The 21,089-nt window shown below is 36.3% G+C and carries 21 protein-coding genes and 1 riboswitch; of the genes, 8 read left to right on the top strand and 13 right to left on the bottom strand.

Annotated elements, in window-relative coordinates:
- The first annotated feature begins 88 nt into the window (after positions 1 to 88).
- The 3 genes from ACU8YW_RS01920 to ACU8YW_RS01910 all read left to right on the top strand — a co-directional run bounded on the left by ACU8YW_RS01920 (position 89) and on the right by ACU8YW_RS01910 (position 3,869).
- On the top strand, positions 89 to 1,192 hold the full coding sequence (locus ACU8YW_RS01920) for a polysaccharide deacetylase family protein (protein WP_097889277.1): 1,104 nt from the start codon (positions 89 to 91) through the stop codon (positions 1,190 to 1,192).
- 248 nt (positions 1,193 to 1,440) lie between these two features.
- Positions 1,441 to 2,523 carry a polysaccharide deacetylase family protein gene (locus tag ACU8YW_RS01915; RefSeq protein WP_097889276.1) on the top strand — a complete coding sequence of 361 codons (1,083 nt, stop codon included), beginning with the start codon at positions 1,441 to 1,443 and terminating at the stop codon, positions 2,521 to 2,523.
- A 116-nt stretch (positions 2,524 to 2,639) separates the two neighbouring features.
- On the top strand, positions 2,640 to 3,869 hold the full coding sequence (locus tag ACU8YW_RS01910) for an aminopeptidase (protein ID WP_097889275.1): 1,230 nt from the start codon (positions 2,640 to 2,642) through the stop codon (positions 3,867 to 3,869).
- Positions 3,870 to 3,909: 40 nt separating this feature from the next.
- On the opposite strand, the gene ACU8YW_RS01905 is transcribed toward ACU8YW_RS01910, so the two are convergent.
- The 10 genes from ACU8YW_RS01905 to ACU8YW_RS01860 all read right to left on the bottom strand — a co-directional run bounded on the left by ACU8YW_RS01905 (position 3,910) and on the right by ACU8YW_RS01860 (position 14,569).
- The gene (locus ACU8YW_RS01905) at positions 3,910 to 4,233 is read right to left on the bottom strand and encodes a DMT family transporter (RefSeq protein ID WP_000263259.1); all 324 of its coding nucleotides are present in this window, start codon (positions 4,231 to 4,233) and stop codon (positions 3,910 to 3,912) included.
- 47 nt (positions 4,234 to 4,280) lie between these two features.
- Positions 4,281 to 5,732 carry an NADP-dependent succinate-semialdehyde dehydrogenase gene (gene gabD, locus ACU8YW_RS01900; RefSeq protein WP_426934236.1) on the bottom strand — a complete coding sequence of 484 codons (1,452 nt, stop codon included), beginning with the start codon at positions 5,730 to 5,732 and terminating at the stop codon, positions 4,281 to 4,283.
- Positions 5,725 to 7,092 (bottom strand): sigma-54 interaction domain-containing protein, encoded by a 1,368-nt coding sequence (locus ACU8YW_RS01895; RefSeq protein WP_097889274.1) that lies wholly within the window; start codon positions 7,090 to 7,092, stop codon positions 5,725 to 5,727. Before ACU8YW_RS01895 ends, gabD begins: the two co-directional genes overlap by 8 nt.
- Positions 7,093 to 7,207: 115 nt before the next feature.
- A complete protein-coding gene (gene gabT / locus ACU8YW_RS01890; protein WP_176518829.1) occupies positions 7,208 to 8,572 on the bottom strand; it encodes a 4-aminobutyrate--2-oxoglutarate transaminase in 1,365 nt (454 codons plus the stop codon).
- A 154-nt stretch (positions 8,573 to 8,726) separates the two neighbouring features.
- Entirely contained in the window at positions 8,727 to 9,473 is a 747-nt protein-coding gene (locus ACU8YW_RS01885; RefSeq protein ID WP_097889272.1) for an HAD family hydrolase, read from the bottom strand.
- A gap of 137 nt (positions 9,474 to 9,610) precedes the next feature.
- On the bottom strand, positions 9,611 to 10,516 hold the full coding sequence (locus ACU8YW_RS01880) for a diacylglycerol kinase (RefSeq protein WP_000977669.1): 906 nt from the start codon (positions 10,514 to 10,516) through the stop codon (positions 9,611 to 9,613).
- Positions 10,517 to 10,985: 469 nt separating this feature from the next.
- On the bottom strand, positions 10,986 to 12,413 hold the full coding sequence (gatB, locus tag ACU8YW_RS01875; protein WP_001047688.1) for an Asp-tRNA(Asn)/Glu-tRNA(Gln) amidotransferase subunit GatB: 1,428 nt from the start codon (positions 12,411 to 12,413) through the stop codon (positions 10,986 to 10,988).
- 14 nt (positions 12,414 to 12,427) lie between these two features.
- On the bottom strand, positions 12,428 to 13,885 hold the full coding sequence (gatA, locus tag ACU8YW_RS01870) for an Asp-tRNA(Asn)/Glu-tRNA(Gln) amidotransferase subunit GatA (protein ID WP_446894028.1): 1,458 nt from the start codon (positions 13,883 to 13,885) through the stop codon (positions 12,428 to 12,430).
- Between the two features lie 15 nt (positions 13,886 to 13,900).
- Positions 13,901 to 14,191: an Asp-tRNA(Asn)/Glu-tRNA(Gln) amidotransferase subunit GatC gene (gatC, locus tag ACU8YW_RS01865; protein WP_000086999.1), complete on the bottom strand. Its 291-nt coding sequence runs from the start codon at positions 14,189 to 14,191 to the stop codon at positions 13,901 to 13,903.
- Between the two features lie 141 nt (positions 14,192 to 14,332).
- The gene (locus tag ACU8YW_RS01860) at positions 14,333 to 14,569 is read right to left on the bottom strand and encodes a YiaA/YiaB family inner membrane protein (RefSeq protein WP_001254393.1); all 237 of its coding nucleotides are present in this window, start codon (positions 14,567 to 14,569) and stop codon (positions 14,333 to 14,335) included.
- A gap of 231 nt (positions 14,570 to 14,800) precedes the next feature.
- Between ACU8YW_RS01860 and ACU8YW_RS01855 the strand changes: the two genes are divergently transcribed.
- From ACU8YW_RS01855 to ACU8YW_RS01840, 4 genes are all read left to right on the top strand, one after another.
- Positions 14,801 to 15,283 (top strand): MarR family winged helix-turn-helix transcriptional regulator, encoded by a 483-nt coding sequence (locus tag ACU8YW_RS01855; protein ID WP_098133545.1) that lies wholly within the window; start codon positions 14,801 to 14,803, stop codon positions 15,281 to 15,283.
- Positions 15,284 to 15,358: 75 nt separating this feature from the next.
- Positions 15,359 to 16,540, top strand: coding sequence for an ArsA family ATPase (locus ACU8YW_RS01850; RefSeq protein WP_088061535.1), 1,182 nt, complete (start codon positions 15,359 to 15,361; stop codon positions 16,538 to 16,540).
- Positions 16,533 to 16,724 (top strand): DUF3926 domain-containing protein, encoded by a 192-nt coding sequence (locus ACU8YW_RS01845; RefSeq protein WP_087982231.1) that lies wholly within the window; start codon positions 16,533 to 16,535, stop codon positions 16,722 to 16,724. The genes ACU8YW_RS01850 and ACU8YW_RS01845 overlap by 8 nt, the downstream gene beginning before the upstream one ends.
- A 61-nt stretch (positions 16,725 to 16,785) precedes the next feature.
- Complete coding sequence (locus ACU8YW_RS01840; protein ID WP_141542816.1) at positions 16,786 to 17,253, top strand: HXXEE domain-containing protein; 468 nt, start codon at positions 16,786 to 16,788, stop codon at positions 17,251 to 17,253.
- Between the two features lie 167 nt (positions 17,254 to 17,420).
- Here ACU8YW_RS01840 and ACU8YW_RS01835 read toward each other — a convergent pair whose 3' ends face one another.
- From ACU8YW_RS01835 to ACU8YW_RS01825, 3 genes are read right to left on the bottom strand one after another with little or no spacing between them, the layout of a single operon-like run.
- Positions 17,421 to 18,275 (bottom strand): MetQ/NlpA family ABC transporter substrate-binding protein, encoded by an 855-nt coding sequence (locus tag ACU8YW_RS01835; protein WP_097889269.1) that lies wholly within the window; start codon positions 18,273 to 18,275, stop codon positions 17,421 to 17,423.
- A 21-nt stretch (positions 18,276 to 18,296) separates the two neighbouring features.
- A complete protein-coding gene (locus tag ACU8YW_RS01830; RefSeq protein ID WP_071757779.1) occupies positions 18,297 to 18,962 on the bottom strand; it encodes a methionine ABC transporter permease in 666 nt (221 codons plus the stop codon).
- Positions 18,952 to 19,971: a methionine ABC transporter ATP-binding protein gene (locus tag ACU8YW_RS01825; RefSeq protein WP_046953719.1), complete on the bottom strand. Its 1,020-nt coding sequence runs from the start codon at positions 19,969 to 19,971 to the stop codon at positions 18,952 to 18,954. The genes ACU8YW_RS01830 and ACU8YW_RS01825 overlap by 11 nt, the downstream gene beginning before the upstream one ends.
- A 123-nt stretch (positions 19,972 to 20,094) precedes the next feature.
- A riboswitch (SAM riboswitch) is annotated at positions 20,095 to 20,201 on the bottom strand.
- Between the two features lie 242 nt (positions 20,202 to 20,443).
- Between ACU8YW_RS01825 and ACU8YW_RS01820 the strand changes: the two genes are divergently transcribed.
- Positions 20,444 to 21,007 (top strand): cysteine hydrolase family protein, encoded by a 564-nt coding sequence (locus ACU8YW_RS01820; protein ID WP_088061531.1) that lies wholly within the window; start codon positions 20,444 to 20,446, stop codon positions 21,005 to 21,007.
- Positions 21,008 to 21,089 lie beyond the last annotated feature (82 nt).

Raw genomic sequence — 21,089 nt, 5'->3', positions numbered from 1 at the left:
ATCGAAAATTTGAATTATTGTCACTTATACGAATGATAATTTCAAGACATAAGTGATGATAATTAAAACACAATAGAAGGATGATAGAATGAAAAAATATACATATATCGCTTTACTTTCTTCTGCTATTCTCGTAGGTTGTAACACTAGTAGCACTAGTGATAAACAAATAAAAGAAGCAACGGCGAAACAAACAGTTGAACAAAAAAAAGCGAAAGCGGTTGAACTGCCTTTAACACAAGGAATTATTACATGGGATCCGTATGAATATAACGCACAAAACACCACGCTTTATACAAAGGACTTAAGAGATTCATTCACACAAGTGCGTTACAATATTTGGCGTACTGCTGATGGTCCTGAAAGCAAACAAACTTTTACTTCACAAGAAAAAGAACGTGACTTTGCCCTCCCACTACATTTAAAATCATTTCATTTAAAACGTGGCGAATTTCAAATTGAAACAGTAGGAATCAAAGAAGATCATACTGAAACAACTCTAGTAACATCTAAAATTACATTCCAGCAACATGTACCCGTATTAATGTACCATGCGATTGAAAAATACCCTGGACCAAGTGATGGGGATTACGGCTTATACGTACCACCTGAGCAATTCGAAAAACATATGCAATATTTAAAAGATAACGGTTATACGATGCTTACATTTGAACGTTGGAATGATATAAATCGTGTAAATAAACCTGTTTTTGTAACGATGGATGATGGTCGAAAAAATAATATGAACGCTCTTCATATTTTACAAAAATTAAAAGATGATAGATTTCAACCTATGGCTACTGAATTCCTTACTGCAAATGAGATAGACAAACCCAATCGTCTATCAACAGATGAGATAAAACAAATGATGGATTCAGGCATTTTTTCTATTCAATCACATACTGCTAATCATACGATGATGGCTCATTCAAGCAATTATGATGAGGAATTACGTAGTTCGAAAGAAAAAATCGAAGCCCTTACTGGTAAAAAGGTCATCGCTCTCGCCTATCCAGTAGGTTCTTATAATGACCCAGCTGTTGAAGAAACAAAAAAACATTATGAGTTCGCAGTAACTACTGATCACGGTAATCACATTACAAAAGGGATGCCAAACGAACAGTACTTAATTAAACGCCACTTTGTAGGGCCTAATACATCAATGGAAAAATTCATATCTCTTATAAAGTAAAACTTGATCAGTAGGGGTTTTGTTCACCCCCACCTAACCTCTTTGCTTTTGCTGAATTCTGAGGTGGAGTCTTACTGCCCACAAATAGCGGGATAAAGTAAACTTTACTAAAAGATGATAGAAATAAGTCACTAACCTATCTCATTACTAAAATGATATGATGAACAAGGGTATGTCCCCACCTCTCTTACAGCGGTGGGGATTTTAAATATAAGTATGCAACATAATACACAATAGAAGGTGATTTTATGAGAAAATACGCAGCAATCGCTTTATGTACGTCTGCCATTTTAGCTGGCTGTAAAAGTAGCAATGTAAACCAGGAACCTAAAAAAGAGAAAAAGGTTCAAGAAGTTAAGAAACAAGAAGAGACTGTGCAAGAACAAGGTAAAATTTCTTATCATCCGATTACACACGAATCTACAAACACTACTATTCATATGACAGATATAAAAGATACTTTAAGTGAGGTACAATATAAAATTTGGCGCACAGCTGATGGGAAGGAAAGTGCTAAATCTTTTTCTTCTAAAGAAAAGGAGAAACAATTTACACTTCCTTTTGACATAAAAGAATTTGAAGGAAAACGCGGTGAGTTTCAAATTGAAGCAATAGGAATGAAAGAAGATGGGAAAAACATTCCACTCACAAAATCTACTATTACTTTCGAGCAAAAGATTCCCGTTCTTATGTACCATGCAATCGATGATTATCACGGACAAGGCATTAAAGATTTATTCGTATCACCTGCTAATTTTGAAGCCCAAATGAAATATTTAAAAGACAACGGCTATACATTACTAACTTTTGAACGTTGGGGCGATATTAATAAAGTAAATAAACCTATCTTTGTTACATTTGATGACGGTATGAAAAATAATATGAATGCATTTCATGTTTTACAAAAACTAAAAGACGATACGTTTAAACCTACAGCAACAGAATATATGATTGTTGATAACGTTGATGTAGAAGGATCACTTTCTACATCTGACATAAAAGAAATGGTTGATTCCGGCATTTTCTCTATGCAATCTCATACTGCAACACATGCAGACTTGCCGAAAATTACAAACTATGAAGAAGAATTAAAAGAATCAAAGGAAAAGCTAGAGAAAATAACAGGTAAGCCTGTTATTGCAGTTGCTTATCCATTCGGTCATGTGGATGATAAAGTTGTTGCAGAAACGAAGAAATATTATCAATTTGCGACGACAACAAAACCCGGAAAGTTCATTACGAAAGGTGAACCCGATGAATTACTAAAAATGAAGCGTGTTCGCATACACAATTCGACGACTGTAGAACAATTTGCTTCTTCGATTAAATAACGATGAGAGCTCAATATATTTTGAGCTCTCTTTTTACGCTATATTTATATATATTTTTTGAATTTTCTTGTATTATATATAGTAAGAAATCTTTCAAATTAAAGGAGATTATACATATGTCATTTGAACAAACGTTAGAGAAATATGCTGCCCTTGCAGTCAATGTTGGTGTTAATATTCAACCAGGACAAACATTATCAATTAGTGCACCTCTTGAAGCTGTACAATTTGTACGCCTCGTTACAGAAAAAGCATATAAATCTGGTGCAAAACACGTATATGTGGACTGGAATGATGAGACGTTAACACGCTTAAAGTTCGACCTAGCCCCTGAAGAAGCATTCGCTGAGTTCCCATCTTGGAAAGCACATGCTCGTGAAGAATTAGCAAAAGAAGGTGCTGCATTTATGTCTATTTATGCAGAAAACCCTGATTTATTAAAAGGTGTAGAATCAACGCGTATCGCAACAGCTCATAAAGTAGCTGGTGAAGCAATGAAAGTATACCGTGATTACGTACAAGCTGATAAAGTAAGCTGGTGTGTCATTTCTGTTCCTACGAAAGAATGGGCTGCGAAAGTATTCCCTGACGTTGCACCAGAAGAACAAGAAGCAAAACTATGGGATGCTATTTTCAAAGCTACTCGTGCGGATTTAGAAAATCCTGTGGAAGCATGGAAAGAACACGATAAAACGTTACATACAAAAGTTGATTACTTAAACGAAAAGCATTATAAAGCCCTTCACTATACAGCTCCTGGAACAGATTTAACGATCGAACTTCCAGAAAAGCATGTATGGGCTGGTGCTGGTAGCTTAAATGAAAAGAACGTACCATTTATGGCGAACATTCCAACTGAAGAAGTATTTACAATGCCACTTAAAACAGGTGTAAACGGCCAAGTATCTAGCACAAAACCGTTAGCATTTGCAGGTAATATTATCGATAACTTCACGTTAACATTTGAAAACGGACGTATCGTAGACTATAAAGCTGAAACTGGTGAAGAGGCTTTAAAACATTTAGTAGAAACAGATGAAGGCTCTCACTTCTTAGGCGAGGTTGCTTTAGTACCTCATGATTCACCAATTTCAAATACAAATATTTTATTCTACAATACACTATTTGACGAAAACGCATCTTGCCACCTTGCAATCGGAAGTGCTTATGCTTTCAACTTAGTTGGCGGAAAAACAATGTCTAAAGAAGAACTTGCCGAAAATGGAGCAAACAATAGTATTACACACAACGACTTCATGATTGGATCAGCTGAGCTTGATATCGATGGTATTACAGATGATGGAAGACATGAACCAATCTTCCGTAAAGGTAACTGGGCATTTTAATAAAAACAAAAGGCTATCTTCCACACCGGAAGATAGCCTTTTATGATGCCGATGAAACCTTAAGTCCAATTACTCCTAAAACAATAAAAAGAATACAAAATGCTTGGAATAAGTTAATGTGCTCTTTGAAGAAATACACGCTAATAATTGTAATAAGTAATGTTCCTACACCAGACCAAATCGCATAAGCAATACTTAAATGAATTTTTTTGACAACGATAGCAAATACGCTGAAACAAATTCCATAAAATACGAAAATAAGTACACTGGGAACGAGCTTTGTTAAACCATTTGATAGTTTCATCGCAATTGTTCCAGCTACTTCAAAAATAATTGTAACAAGTAATAATAGCCAATATACCATACTAGAATCTCCTTCTCTGTTACCTTATAGAGATTCTAGTATACTACTTATAGTCCTAATGAAATATATTTAATTTCTAAATATTCCTCGATACCGAAATGGCCTCCTTCACGGCCAATACCACTTTCTTTAAAGCCACCGAATGGTGCTTGTGCAACTGATGGAAGTCCATCATTTAATCCGATAATACCGTACTCTAATGCTTCGCTAACTTGGAATGCTTGACTAATATCTTTTGTGAAAATATAAGCAGCTAAGCCATATGGTGTATTATTTGCACGTTCGATTACTTCTTCAACCGTTTTAAATTTCGCAACTGGTGCTACTGGTCCGAATGTTTCTTCATTCATACAAAGCATCGTATCGTTCGCCAATCCAATTACAGTTGGTTGCATAAAGTGTCCATCTAGCTCTGCAACCTTTTGACCACCAAATAAAACTGTTCCACCCTTTTGAATAGCATCTTCGATATGTTCCTGTACTTTCGAAACTGCATTCTCGTCAATAAGTGGTCCTACAGTCGTTCCATCACCGAAACCGTCTCCTACTTTTAACTGCCCTACTGCCTTTTGAAGCTTCTCTGCAAATACTTCATACACTTCCTCCTGAACAAATACTCGGTTTGTACATATACACGTTTGTCCTGCGTTACGGAATTTCGAACCGATTACCGCCTCTACCGCTTTATCTAAGTCCGCATCATTCATAACAATAAACGGCGCGTGACCACCTAACTCAAGTGAAACCTTTTTCATCGTTTGTGCAGCACTAGCCATTAATTCTTTCCCAATCTCAGTTGATCCTGTAAAGGAAACTTTTCGAACACGCCCATCTTCCATCCACGTATCAGCAATTGCTTTCGCACTACCTGTTACAATATTTATTACGCCTTTTGGAATGTCCGCTTCATGGGCTAATTCAGCTAATTTCAAAGCAGTTAAAGGCGTTTGGCTTGCCGGTTTTACAACTGCCGTACATCCCGCTGCAAGCGCCGGGGCTACCTTTCTCGTAATCATAGCAGCCGGGAAGTTCCAAGGTGTAATAGCGGCCATAACTCCAACCGGTTGTTTCATAACTAAAATACGTTTATTCGGATGAGAAGCAGGAATCATTTCGCCATATACGCGTTTACCTTCTTCTGCATACCATTCAACAAAGCTATTGGCATAATTCACTTCACCAAGTGCTTCTACAAATGGCTTTCCTTGTTCTCTCGTCATAATCGCTGCAATCTCTTCTTTATTTTCATCGATAAGTGTGAACCATTTTTTTAACTTCACTGCACGGTCTGCTGCTGTTAACTTAGACCATGATTTAAAAGCTTCATGAGCAGCATCAACAGCTTGCTTTGCCTCTGTTACCCCGCCCTTTGGTACCGTCGCAAATATTTCCTTCGTTGCTGGATTATTTACTTCGATTTGTTCTTGCAATGTAATCCACTCACCATTTATATACATCGCCTTTTTCTCTACATTTACAAACGTCGCTTTTTTATCCAATGTTTTCTTCCTCCTCTATAAGTTTCTTTATCTTCCTAGTGGCAGCAGATTGACTTATTTTTAAAAACTCCGCTACTTTATAACTCGATCCATATGTTTTATATGCTTTCAAAATAATATTCCGTTCTACTTCTTCTAACATTTTATAGAGACTTTGGCCGGACTGTTCAACCGTTGATTCTTGCATCGCTATTGGCAAATCTTCTATCGTAACGATATCATCAGCAGTTATAACAATTCGCTCAATCACATTTTCAATCTCTCTATTATTTCCTTCCCACGGGTAACCAACAAACATTTGCAATGTGCTAGGCGCTAATTTTACATTCCGGCCATATTTTTCGTTAAAGTGCTGTAAATAATGATAAATGAGTGGCAAAATGTCTTCAGTTCTTTCCCTGAGTGGTGGAATTACAATTGGAATGACATTTAGACGATAATATAAATCTTTCCGGAATGTTCCTTGTTTCACCATCATACTTAAATCTCTATTTGTAGCCGCTACAATTCTAACGTCCACCTTTTTTAATTCTCTTCCGCCAATAGGACGAAACGTTTTTTCTTGCAACACTTGCAAAAGTTTCGCTTGAATTTCAAGTGGCATTTCGCCAATTTCATCTAAGAAAAGAGTTCCTTTATGAGCTGATTCTAATAATCCCTTTTTCCCTTCACGATTCGCACCTGTAAAAGATCCACCTGAGTATCCAAAAAGCTCTGATTCAATTAAATTCGTTGGCAATGCCGCACAATTAATTTCATAGAAACTTTCATTCTTCCTGTTACTCACTTCATGTAAATGACGTACTAATCGACTCTTCCCTACTCCTGTCTCACCTAAAACGAGAACTGTACTATCTACCACGGATACTTTCTTGATTGTCTCGACTATTTTTTGCATAGCGATACTTTTAAAAATAAGTCCTTCATGTTCATATGTTTCTCTTAATTCTTTTTTATATGTTTTTAACTGATTATCCATTTCCTCTACCTTTTGACGTAATTGGTAGAGCTCTGTCAGATCACGTGAATAACTAATTACTCTTCTTAAATTTCCCTCATTATCAAAAACAGGCCTTGTACGAACGTGTAAATACTCTCCTGATTTTGTCGTTTGAACGAGTTCAATCGGTCTCTTTTTTTCAATTACTTCTAACGTTGCCGATGGATAAAAGATACCATCCTTCTGCAATTCTTTCACATGCTTACCTACCAACTCTTTAGCAGCTAGTTGATAGTGCCTTTCACATGTACTATTTACACGCACAACGATTCCCTTTTCGTCAGTCACAAAAATTTCGTCAAACGCATATTCAAATACATCTTGTAAATCCATTAACACTCGTTCCTTTTCTCCAACCATCCTAGCCACCCCTAACTTCCAATCCATCGATTCACTTCACTACCTTTATTATAAAGTGAATTTTCTGTATTTTATATAGAGTCAGCTAGAATGTTTGCGATTTATTATTTAGCTTTTAAACACGAGCAGTATTCGCTTTCTCATAACAGACTTGCAATGATTCTTCAATTATAGTTAATCCTTCTTCAAGTTGCTCATCTGTAATAACTAATGGCATTAACACACGAATAACATTACCGTATGTCCCTGCTGATAGTAGAAGTAATCCGCGTTTATTTGCCTCTGCGCACAAATTAGCTGTTAACGTTTTATCAGGTGCTTTCGTCTTCCGATCTTGAACGAGCTCGAATGCACACATTGCTCCTAAACCACGCACATCACCAATGCAATTATATTTATTTTTCATCTCTTCGAATCGGTTCATTACGACTTTTCCTAATTCTATCGCTCTATCATTTAAATTCTCTTTTTCTATTACATCAAGTACTGCCAATGCTGCTGCACATCCTAGTGGGCTTCCTGCATACGTTCCACCAAGCTCTCCCGGCGCAGACTCATTCATAATTTCCTTGCGCCCAATAACACCACTAATCGGTACACCAGCGCCTAATGATTTAGATACCGTAATTAAATCTGGAACGACATCATAATGATCAATGGCAAAATATTTTCCTGTACGACTAAATCCTGTTTGAATTTCATCCGCTACAAATAAGATGCCGTGTTCTGAACAAATATTGCGTACTTCTTGCACAAACTTCTTACTTGGAACGATAAATCCGCCTTCCCCTTGAACAGGTTCCATTACAACGGCTGCAATTGTTTCTGGTGCTACTTCTGATATGAAGAAATTCTTAAACTCTTCAATCATAAAGTCATCGTACTGCTCTTCCGTTAATCCTTCTGGGCGGCGATATTCGTACGGGAATGGTGCTTTATAGACTTCAGGCGCAAATGGACCAAATCCAAATTTATATGGTTTTACTTTACTTGTCATCGTCATTGTCATTAATGTACGCCCATGGAATCCTTTAGAAAATGCGATAATACCAGGTCTTTTTGTATATTTACGAGCGATTTTCACAGCGTTCTCAACCGCTTCTGCACCACTATTTAAAAATAGTACTTGCTTATCAAAACTTCCCGGCGCTAATGCCGCAAGTTTTTCTGCTAATTCAATATATGGCTCATACATCATGACATTAAATCCAGTATGAATGTATTGATCTACTTGTTTATGGAGCGCCTCTTTAACAGCTGGATGACAATGCCCTACGTTAATTGTTCCGATTGCTCCCGCGAAATCAATGTACTGATTGCCATCAACATCTGTTACAAGAGAACCATTTGCAGATTGTACAAACGTTGGGATGCCGTTACTTACTCCTTTTGGTACTATATTTTGGCGGCGTTCTAATAAAGACGCTGCTTTCGGTCCAGGAATTTGTTCATTTACTTTAGCAAATTTTTTTGTGTTCATTACGTACCCCATCCTTTTCTTTACATTGTTTTCTCTTTTCATTGCAAAATGTATGCCAACGTTCTTTCCCAGCATTCATCCTGCATACCTTCTATGTCGACATAAAAAATAAGTCTATAAAGACTCATTAAGAGTCCTTATAGACTTATTTTTCTTACACATTAGACTTTCCTTGTTCCCAAATCAACTCACCCGAATGAGAAATAAACTCCCCAACAGATTGTACTACTAAATCTGCAAGTGGTTCTAACGTTTGACGATCTCCTGTACCAGACAGTACTCCAATTGCATAGCAATTGCCACCATTTCTCGCTAAATGTAAATCAGTTGGTGTATCTCCAACGACGGCTACTTCACATGCTTCTAAATGAAACTTCTCACAAAAATATTCTACAATTCTTTTATCTGGTTTTTGTGCCGGAAATGTATCTGAAGCTACAACATAATCAAAAAAGGACTCTAATTGATATTGTTTCAAAAATAATTCTGTTGGTGCAAAATCATCAGCTGTCACAACACCTAAAATAAATCCTCTATCCTTTAAACCTTGTAAAATCCTCGGTAAATCCGCCGTCATTTTCATATAGGAGCGGTGTTCATACATAAGAGAAAATAATTTTTCACTTACCCACTCATGCATTTCCTCTTCCTTAGATGACGTAATATACTTACAAAGCCCCTTTGCTACATCGAGGCTTGTTCCAGCAGCTATTGCACTACGAGGATGAACAAATGCCCCATCCACACCGATTTCTTTTAATAAAGCCTGCTGCATTGAATGTGGGAGTTGATATAATTTTATACATTCAGCAACAAGCTCTTCAGCCACTTTTATCCAAATTGAATAAAAATCCATTAATGTCCCATCTTTATCAAATAGTATTGCCTTTACCTTCTCCATAGCATCCTACCTCTCGTTTCTTATCTCCTCCAGTGTATCAATAAAGTATGGATATAAAATAAACGAATTGTAAAAATACCATAAAAATCAAACTAACTTCCAATTTACAATTCCTCTATATAATAAAAAGGATGCCTTTACAGGGCATCCTCTTGTTGTTCAGGAACAAATAGTTCAAGACAATGATATATATTTTCGAATTCCATCGGTGCATCTCCACCGTATTCACCGTCTAAGTTAATCATTAGTTTATCTGGTGAATGCACTTTAATTCGATTTGCTTGTGTGTATAGTACTTTTGGATTGTTAATATGTTCACCACGCTGCGCTTGTGTTGCTGCTTTAATTAAGTCAGCAATAGAACCTTTTTTCAGTACTAATAAATCAAATAATCCATCGTTAATCGATGCATATGGTGCTACCTTTTCAAAGCCGCCCACTGAACGAGTATTCGTAATTAAAAACATCGTAATTTCTTCTTGTAGTAATTTCCCATCATACTCAATTTCAACATATGTTGGATGTAATGACGGTAACATTTCGATTCCTTTTAAATAGTAAGCAAGTTGGCCTAATACCGTCTTTAGCTTGCTTGGCACTTCATATGTTAATTCTGTAATACGGCCGCCACCAGCGATATTAATGAAATATGTATCATTCGCTCTACCAAGATCTAACGGAACTGTTTTCCCTTCACAAATAATATCCGCAGCCTCTTCAATAGCACGAGGTACACCGATCGCACGCGCAAAATCATTTGTCGTTCCAACTGGAATAATTCCAAACTTTGGACGATGTTCATGTCCTACTAAGCCGTTCACCACTTCATTTAATGTACCATCACCACCAGCTGCGATAACAACATCAAACTTACGATCCGCAGCTTGCCTCGCTGCCACAGTCGCATCTCCAGGACCAGTTGTCGCATGACAAGACGCTTCATATCCAGCTTGTTCTAATTTTTGTAATACTTCCGGTAAGCTCTTCTTAAATAGCTCGCGCCCAGAAGTAGGATTATAAATAATTCTTGCTCGCTTCATCATTTATTAGCACAGGAAATTTCTTTATATATTGAAAAAGAACATACCGAACTTCTATTCAGTATTCCCATGCCTACCTCCTCTCATCTTCCTATCCTTCTTTTATCTCGCTCAAACAGGCAGTAAGAACCCGATTCGTGTAGTCCATCAAAAGTAAATATTCATTTCAATGGTTTTGTTTTATTTGACAAAAAATTTATGTCCATCTATTTCCTCACAACAATTTACATATAACGAATAATAATTATCTATTATTTCATGAGATGAAAAAACCTCTATGTCTAGATTTATCATTATTCCCACCTTTTTGCAACTATCATACCATAGTTGCTATACAAACATTTTTACACTTTTGACAGTTAATCAAACGTTTGTTTAAACGATCTTCTCTCATTTAAACAAACGTTTGATTAACCTAGAAAAACACCCATGTACGGGTGTTTTTCTGCTTAATCTTTACAAGTTACTATTATTATCGCTTATTAATCTCTTCAAGTAAGATTTTGTTAACAAGCGGCGGATTTGCTTGTCCTTTTGTAGCTTTCATAATTTGACCAACTAAGAAGCCAATTGCACGGTCTTTACCGTTTTTAAAGTCTTCGATAGATTGCTCATTATTATCAAGAATTTCTGTTACAACTTTACGAAGTGTACCCTCGTCAGAAATTTGAACAAGACCTTTTGCTTTAACGATTTCCTCTGGGTCTCCACCTTTTTCAATTAACTCGTTAAATACTTTCTTCGCGATTTTAGAAGAAATTGTACCTTTTTCAATTAATTGAACCATTTTAGATAAACCAGCAGGCGTTAATGCAACGTCTTTTAATTCTTTTTGTTGTTTGTTTAAGTATGCAAGCACTTCACCCATTAACCAGTTTGATGTTAGTTTCGCATCTGCTCCATCTTCAATTGCTGCTTCAAAGAAATCAGACATCTCTTTCGTTAATGTTAATACGTGTGCATCATAAGCTGGTAAGCCAATTTCTGCAACGTAGCGAGCTTTACGTGCATCTGGAAGTTCTGGAATCGAAGCACGAATTTCTTCTTTCCACTCATCATCGATGTAAAGTTCAACTAAGTCTGGCTCTGGGAAGTAACGGTAATCGTCAGATCCCTCTTTCACACGCATTAAGATTGTTTTCTTCGTTGCTTCATCATAACGACGTGTTTCTTGTTGGATGATACCACCAGATAACAATTCTTTCTCTTGGCGCACTTGCTCGTGCTCAAGACCTTTTTGTACGTAAGTGAATGAGTTTAAGTTTTTCAGTTCCGCTTTTGTACCGAACTTCTCTTGTCCAACTGGACGAAGGGAAATGTTCGCATCACAACGCAAGGAACCTTCTTCCATCTTACAATCAGATACGCCAGTGTATTGAATGATTGATTTTAACTTCTCTAAGTATGCATATGCTTCTTCTGGCGTACGCATATCTGGCTCAGATACGATCTCGATTAAAGGCATACCTTGACGATTGTAATCTACTAATGAACCATCAGCTGTATGCGTTGATTTACCAGCATCTTCTTCTAAATGAAGACGTGTAATACCGATACGTTTCTTTTTACCGTCTACTTCAATTTCAATCCAACCATTTTCACCAATTGGCTTATCGAATTGAGAAATTTGGTAAGCTTTCGGATTATCTGGGTAGAAATAGTTTTTACGGTCGAACTTCGTTTCCGTTGCGATTTCACAGTTTAATGCCATTGCAGCTTTCATTGCAAAGTTAACTGCTTCTTTATTTAAAGTAGGAAGTACCCCTGGGTATCCTAAGTCAATTACACTTGTTTGTGTATTTGGCTCCGCTCCGAATTCTGTTGGACTCGCAGAGAAAATTTTCGAATTTGTTTTTAACTCAACGTGAACCTCTAAACCAATAATTGTTTCTAAATTCATCTATGCTCGCCTCCTTACAGACTTGCTTTTTTTGTATGATAGTCTGTTGCTTGCTCAAACGCATGTGCAACGCGGTAAATTGTCGCTTCATCGAAGTGTTTACCAATGATTTGTAGACCAAGTGGCATGTTGTTAGCACCGAATCCACATGGAACAGAAATCGCTGGAACACCCGCTAAGTTTACTGGGATTGTTAAAATGTCATTTGCATACATTGTCATTGGATCATCAACTTTTTCGCCCACTTTAAATGCCGGAGTTGGCGTTGTTGGTCCAATAATAACATCGTAGTTAGCAAATACATTTTCAAAGTCGTTTTTAATTAATGTACGTACTTGTTGTGCTTTCTTGTAGTATGCATCATAGTAACCAGAGCTAAGTGCAAATGTACCAAGCATAATACGACGTTTTACTTCATCACCAAAACCTTCGCTACGTGTGTTTTTGTAAAGGTCTAATAAATTATTTACATTATCAGAACGAACACCGTAACGTACGCCATCAAAGCGTGAAAGGTTAGCAGATGCTTCAGAAGAAGATAATAAGTAATACGTTGCTAGAGCGTATTTAGAGTGTGGAAGAGATACTTCCTCCCAAGTTGCGCCCATACCTTCTAATACTTTTAAAGCAGCTAGTACTGACTCACGAGCTTCTTCGCCAACACCTTCTCCTAAGTATTCTTTCGGTACAGCAATGCGTAAACCTTTAACGTCGCCTGTTAAACCAGCTAAGTAGTTTCCTACTTCAACGTTAGCAGAAGTTGCATCCATACGGTCAATACCTGAAATAGCTTGTAATAAGTATGCATTATCTTCTACTGTACGTGTAATCGGTCCGATTTGGTCAAGTGAAGATGCGAATGCTACTAATCCGTAACGAGATACGCGTCCGTAAGTTGGTTTTAAACCTACAACGCCGCAATATGCAGCTGGCTGACGGATAGAACCACCCGTATCAGAACCTAGAGAGAATAATACTTCTCCTGCTGCTACAGCTGCTGCAGAACCACCACTAGATCCGCCTGGAACGTAATCTAAGTTCCATGGATTTTTCGTAGCGTAGAAACCTGAGTTTTCATTTGAAGAACCCATTGCGAACTCGTCCATATTTAACTTACCGATTGTAACTGTGTCAGCAGCTTTTAGCTTTTGCACAACTGTTGCATCATAAATTGGATCAAAGTTTACTAACATTTTGCTCGCACAAGTTGTACGAAGACCGTTAGTTACAATGTTATCTTTTACACCAATTGGCATACCGAATAATAAACCATTATCTTCAGCACCAATTTTCGCGTCTAATTCTTTCGCTTTCGCGCGTGCGTTTTCTTCATCTAATGTAAGAAAAGCTTTTACGTTATCTTCAACATCCGCAATACGTTTGTAAGATTCTTCTACTAAATCCGTAACGGAAATTTCTTTGTTGTTTAACTTCTTATGTAACTCTGATACGGAATGATCAAATAATGACATCGAAATTCCCCTCCTCTATTCTAATACTGCTGGAACACGGATTTGATTATCTTTGTGATCCGGTGCATTTTTTAATACTTCTTCGACTGGTAAACCTTTTTCTGGTACATCTTCACGCATAACATTTTTCATAGTTAATACATGAGTTGTTGGTTTTACATCAGTTGTATCTAATTCATTTAACTGTTCTGCAAATGTAACAATTGCATCTAGTTGTTTTTGAAATTTTTCAGCTTCTTGATCAGTAATTGCAAGACGTGCTAAATGTGCTACGTGCTTTACATTCTCAACGGAAATTCTTGACACGGCTAGGCCACCTCCATAATATATCGTTCAATCTACAATACTATTGATGATACCAAATTTTCAGTACTTCAAGCAAGTCAACACACGGCACTTACTGCATTTTTACATAAAAAAAGAAAGGCAAATGCCTTTCTTTACGATTTACTCTTTATCTAACGGTTTATTTTTCGGAAATCTCTCGTTATCTTCTTCATTATCACGAATTGTTTTTTGTAATACAAAACAAGACATCGTTAAAAATAATGTTCCAATTAAATAATATCCTTTTACACTAAGCGTTTCATCTAACGTATAAATTCCAATTAGCATACCTGAAAGTGCACAAACAAATGAAGTCCATGCTAAAAACGTGAACGCTTGCGTATTACGTCTTCTCATTGTTCTCCCCCTCGTTAGCTGTACATCCATTATAGATAAGTATATTTACTATGATGGATTTTTATGTAAATTCTAGTTTTATATTTATAAATCTATCATAAAAGAATACTATTTTAAAGTTAGTTTTCTGTCTAATCTGAAAAAACAGTTAAAAATATTGACATTTATTTCAATTCTGCATAAAATAAAAACAAATATTACGAACCTCGAAATATACGGGAGTGGAAATAATTGTTGCAATACGAACATTTTTTAGACTTACTGCTAGATAACGCCAAGAAACTTTTTTATCCTGAAGAATGGGTAAGCCTAGATTTAACACTTTCTAAAACAGAAGTATTTTGTTTACTTTGGATGGAGCGAAATACAGATATTACAATGACAAAAATCGCTGACCTTCTTGATATACCGATGAGTACAACGACAGGTGTTGTAAATCGCCTCGTAAAAAAGGGATATGTTGAAAGGTACCGTGATGAAAACGACCGACGCATTGTATTAATTCGTTTAACAGAAAACGGCGTAATGCTCGTTCAAGAAGTAAAACAAAATGCAGCCCATTACTTTAGCCTAGTGACAGAAGCATTATCAGAAGCAGAAAAAGCATTCTTACTACAAATCTTCCAAAAGATCATGAATCACATTGCTACGTCACAGCAAAAAACAGAAGAAAAGGTTTCTACACCTAAAATGAAAAACATTCCGATTGAATAAAACCCTAGTTGGGTTTTTATTCAACATTTTATTTCGGTACTCGTAATATTCGATACTCGAAACAAAGGGGATAGAATAATGAGAATTATTTTGTATACAGGTAAAGGCGGCGTAGGAAAAACTAGCATTTCAGCAGCAACAGCACTTCAAAGCGCAAAACAAGGATTAAAAACATTAGTAATGAGTACAGATCCTGCTCATAGTTTAGGAGATTCATTTGGTATAAAGCTATCTTCTGAGCCATTAGCAATTCGTGAAAATTTGTGGGCACAAGAAATTAATACGATTTATGAGATGGAAAAAGGCTGGGGGAAATTACAGAAATATATTACACTACTCTTCACTTCCAAAGCAGCTGATGATATTACAACAGAAGAATTAACAATGTTTCCTGGTATGGAAGATTTAATTAGCTTACTTCGCGTACTCGATTATTATAAACAAAACACATATGATGTTATCATCATTGATTGCGCTCCAACAGGAGAAACATTAGCAATGCTCAGCTTTCCAGATATGCTCGGCTGGTGGATGGAAAAACTCTTTCCTATTAAAAGAAAAGTTTTAAAAGTTGTTCGTCCTGTAGCTCAACCACTTCTTGGTGTCCCCCTTCCAACCGATGATATTATGGACGAATTAACGAATACACTTGAACAACTTGGAGAAATGAGAGATATTTTATCAAACCGAGACATAACAAGTATCCGCATCGTTGTAAATCCTGAAAAGATGGTCATTAAAGAAGCTCAGCGCAGCTTTACGTATTTAAACTTATACGATTATAACGTGGATGCCATTATGATTAATCGCGTCATCCCTAACACTGTCACCGATCCTTATTTTCAAGCATGGAAAGATACTCAAAAGAAATATAAAACATTGATTCAAGATAGTTTTCAGCCGCTTCCTATTTACGAAGCTCCTATGTTTGAACAAGAGGTTGTCGGTTTGTCTATGTTAGAGCGTGTAGGAGATGCTTTATTTAAATCAGATTCTTCTCCTACGGAAGTGAAATTTAACGGTCGCACTCAATATGTAAAAAAAGATGGCGATGAGTATATTTTCGTTCTCTCCATTCCCTTCTCAAACAAAAGTGAACTTTCATTAAATCAAAAAGGTGATGAACTTATCATTCGTTCAGGTTCTGTGAAACGGAACATCACATTACCAAAAACGTTAACACACCTTTCTATTCAAGGAGCAAAATTCGAAGATGATGTACTAAACATTCGATTTGGAGGTGTAGTGCATGCGTGAGGAACTACTAAGGAAGGTAATTCGTACAAAAATAAAAGTCGGTATGAATATATTAGAAGAGTTACCTGCCCCAATCCAGCAATCAGCTAAGCAAGCACTAAACATTTTGCAAGAGGAACTAGCTACTTATCCGAAAAAACAAGAGCATCATGAGGATAATTTAAAAAGTATCATAATTGAATAACTATCCCTGTATAGAGGGCCTTTTTTAGGCTTTCTATATTTTATTGGAGTGATGTCAGTTGATGAAAAAACATTCAACTATTATACCCTGGATCATTCCTTTATTATTTTTCGTTCATAACCTTGAAGAATCTTTTCAAATGCCACAATATCTTGCTAATCAATTTTCAATTTATTTTATAACAAGCCGACAATTTTTCATTGCGATTTTCGTATTAACAATCTTTGTCTTACTTATCGTCTTTCTATATCAACTAAACTTCTTGTCTTCTATATACTGGATTATTTTTATACAGGGGGCGATATTCTTCAACTCTGTTCAACATATTATTTTGTTTTTCATTTATCGTTCATATAATCCTGGCGTAATATCAGCCGTTTTCATTATGATTTTTTCTATTTTCTTTTTTTCATTCGAAAAACACCTCATTCATAAAAAACAATTCGTAATTACACTCATTTTTAGCTTATTTGCTTACCCTTTTATAATTTGGATTACCTTACTATTCGCTAGCTACTTTCATTCATAAAAAAAGACCAGGAAAACTCCTGGTCCATCACTCTACTTAACAAACATTGGATTCTACGTTATACAGAATTGGAAGGTACAGAATTAGGGTTTTGTTTGTTAAGTAGATTATATGTTGAACGAGCTAACAGCGGAGGGGTTCCTACTGTTAATCGTTAAACCCGATAATTATTTTACGATTTTTTCAAGCTCCTCAAGTGAAAGATCTACTGAAATGGAACCATCATTTGTTTCTTTCTTAATTGCATCTGTTACTTCTTTTGAATGATATAGTTCAATTACTTTTTTCAGTGTTGAATCATCTTTATCTTTTGTACGAGCTGCGAAAATATTAATATATGGCTTCGCATTTTCATTCTTTGGATCTTCTAAGAAAATTGGATCCTTCGCTGGATCTAATCCAGCTTGACCAGCAACACCGTTATTAATAACTGAAGCTGCAACATCTTTTAATACACGAGGTGTTTGCTGTGCGATAACCGGTGTAATTTTTAACTTCTTCGGATTTTCAGCAATGCCACTTGGATCTCCGAATAAGCCAAAGTCTTTCTTAAGCTTTAATAATCCAGCTGCATCAAGAAGTTTTAATGCACGAGCTTGGTTCGTTGGATCATTTGGAATCGCAATTTCTGAACCATCTGGAATTTCATTTGCCTTCTTATATTTTTCAGAGTATAAGCCCATTGGTGCAATTTGCGTTGTACCGACAGCTGTAATATCTAACTTATGCTCTTTTTTAAATTGCTCTAAGAAAGCAACGTGCTGGAATGAGTTTAGTTCAATATCTCCATCAGCTAACGCTTTATTTGGCGTTGTGTAATCAGAGAACTCAACCAGTTTAATTTTAATTCCCTCTTTTTCAGCTTTTTTCTTTAAAATTTCCCAAGCGTCTCCATCTGTTCCGGTTACGCCAACGCGAACTACTTTCTCTTTTGCTCCTGCCCCCGTGTCTCCACTTGAGCAGCCGCTTAACGCTGAAATTCCTACAATCGCTGATAATGCAAATGCTAAAATTTTCTTCATTTTCTTTTCCCCTCTTCCTTTTTATGATCTACGTAAAAAGACTTTCGCAAAGTAGTTTCCTAAATTTTGAGCTATCTGTACGAGAATAATAAGTAAAACGACCGTTACGAACATAACTGATGTATCAAAACGTTGATAACCATATGTCATCGCTAAGTCACCAAGACCGCCACCACCGACAAGCCCAGCAACTGCAGAAAATTCAATTAAACCAACTGTCATAAACGTAACACCTAAAATCAATGGCGCTAACGCTTCTGGTACAAGAATTTCAAAAACAATTCTAAATGGTGAAGCACCCATCGCTTGAGCTGCTTCAATGACTCCCTTTGGAACTGAAACAAGATTTGTTTCAACCATTCTAGCAATACCAATTGACGCAACTAACGTCATTGGAAAGATTGCTGCTGCTGTTCCAATCGTCGTTCCGATAACACTTCTTGTTAGTGGGCTTAAAGCTACTAAGAAGATGATGAATGGAACCGGACGAATTGTATTAATAATGATATTAAGAATAGAAAAGACCCATTTATTTTCTAAAAAGTTTCCTTTCCTCGTTACATACAACAGTAAACCTAGGGGTATACCAAGAATTGTAGCAAATATAAGGGTTACGATTACCATTAAGAGGGTATCCCCCGTCGCATCTACTATGCGAGGCCAAAATATACTCCAATCAACTCGCATGAGCTTCTACCTCCTTCAGCTGCACTTGCAGTCTTAGATGTTGTAATGCTTTTTGAATTTCCTTCTGTTCACCTTGCAATTCTACAAGAAGATTTCCAAATAGCACATTTTGAAGTTCAATAATATTTCCGTACAGTACGTTTACATCGACGTTATAATTTTTCGCGATATATGATAGTACCGGCTGCCCTGTCTCTTCCCCAGTAAATGTTAAGCGATAAATCTGTCCACCATTTTGAATTTTCCCTAGAACACTTTCCGGTAAATGATCATTAATAATGGAGCGTACAAAGTTTTGAGTTGTCTTTGTTTTTGGTTGTGTGAAAACATCAAACAGTTTTCCTTCTTCAATAACCTTTCCCTTCTCCATTACAGCTACACGGTGACAAATTTCTTTCACAACATGCATTTCATGTGTAATAAGAAGAATTGTTACATTGTATTCTCGATTTACTTTCTTTAATAAGTTCAAAATTTCTGTCGTTGTTTCTGGATCTAAAGCTGATGTTGCCTCATCACATATAAGAATGTCTGGCGATGTTGCAAGTGCTCTTGCAATGCCAACACGCTGCTTTTGTCCGCCTGATAGTTGCTCTGGATAATAGTTTGCTTTATCTTCTAATCCTACAAACTTTAGCAGTTCATTTACTCTTTCTTTTATCTCATTTTTTGGTACTTTCGCTAACCTTAATGGATAAGCAATATTCCCAAACACTGTTCTTGAATTAAATAAATTAAAACTTTGAAAAATCATCCCGATTCTTTGTCTTAGCTTCCGTAATTCTTTCGTCGATAGTGATGTAATATCTTTATCATCTATTGAAATCGTTCCCGCCGTTGGTCTCTCTAACATATTTACTAGGCGTAATAACGTACTCTTTCCAGCGCCACTAAAACCGATAATGCCAAAAATTTCGCCCTTCTCAACTGATAATGTTACATCCTCCACCGCATGAACAGATTGCCCACCTGATTCATATACTTTACTTACGTTGTTAAAAGAAATCATTTTTTCCCCTCCTATATGCTGTAAAAACTTGAAGTAGAGCTTTCGAGGTAAAATAAAAAGTGCTCTCCTTCTTATCAACCATAAAGATAAGAAGGAGAGCACTTATATGTACTCGGTCACATCTTCTCATCTTCCAAGCCTTTTATAAGGCTTGCTGGAGTTAGCACGGTATTAAAAAACCCGTTGCTGAGGTATCGTAGGGCCAGTCCCTCCACCTCTCTGGATAAGAATGTATCGATTTAATTGTCGTTTAATTAATTCTCATTATAGAACTCAGAATAATAAGAGTCAATACATTTTTTAGAAAAATATTAATTATTTATCTATTAAAATTTTCAAATAAAAAATCACAATATAATATTGCTTTTTAAAGTTATGTAAAATTCTTCTCCTTCATATTTTTTTAAAAGGAGAATCACCTCTATAAATTGAATACCATTATTTGAATATGAAACCGGAGGAAGATAAATATATGAAAACAGCTCTTTTACTCGTTGATATTCAAAATGATTATTTTCAACACGGAAAGATGGAATTGCGTAATCCAATAGAAGCAAGCAAATATGCTCGTCAGCTGCTACAACTCTTTAGAACGAAAAACGAACCTATTTTTCATATCCAACATGTAGCAATAAAAGATGACGCTACTTTTTTCCTGCCCAATACAGAGGGTGTACATATTCATGAAAGCGTACGTCCACTTAGAGAAGAAACCGTTATACTCAAACATTATCCAAATAGTTTTCGCGAAACTGATCTTCTAGAACAATTACAACGTTTAGACATTGAGCACGTCGTCATATGCGGGATGATGACTCATATGTGTATTGATGCTACCGTAAGGGCTGCTTTTGATTTCGGCTTTCCATGTACCGTTATACATGATGCTTGTGCTACAAAAGATCTTTCTTTTAAGAATGCTACTATACCAGCCGTTTATATTCATAACACAATTTTGGCTAGTTTAAATGGAGTATATGCAACTGTAATGAGTACAGAGGAGTTTGTGGCTACAAAAAAACACTCCCTTCAGTGAGCAAAACCGAAAAGAGTGTTTCTTGTCAAACCATAGATTTTCTTTCAAATTGTATTATACAGGAAATCCTTAAAATGAATAC

The organism is Bacillus pretiosus, assembly GCF_052947655.1.
Note: the sequence above shows the minus strand (reverse complement) of the source record. Positions and strands in the feature narration are given on the sequence as shown.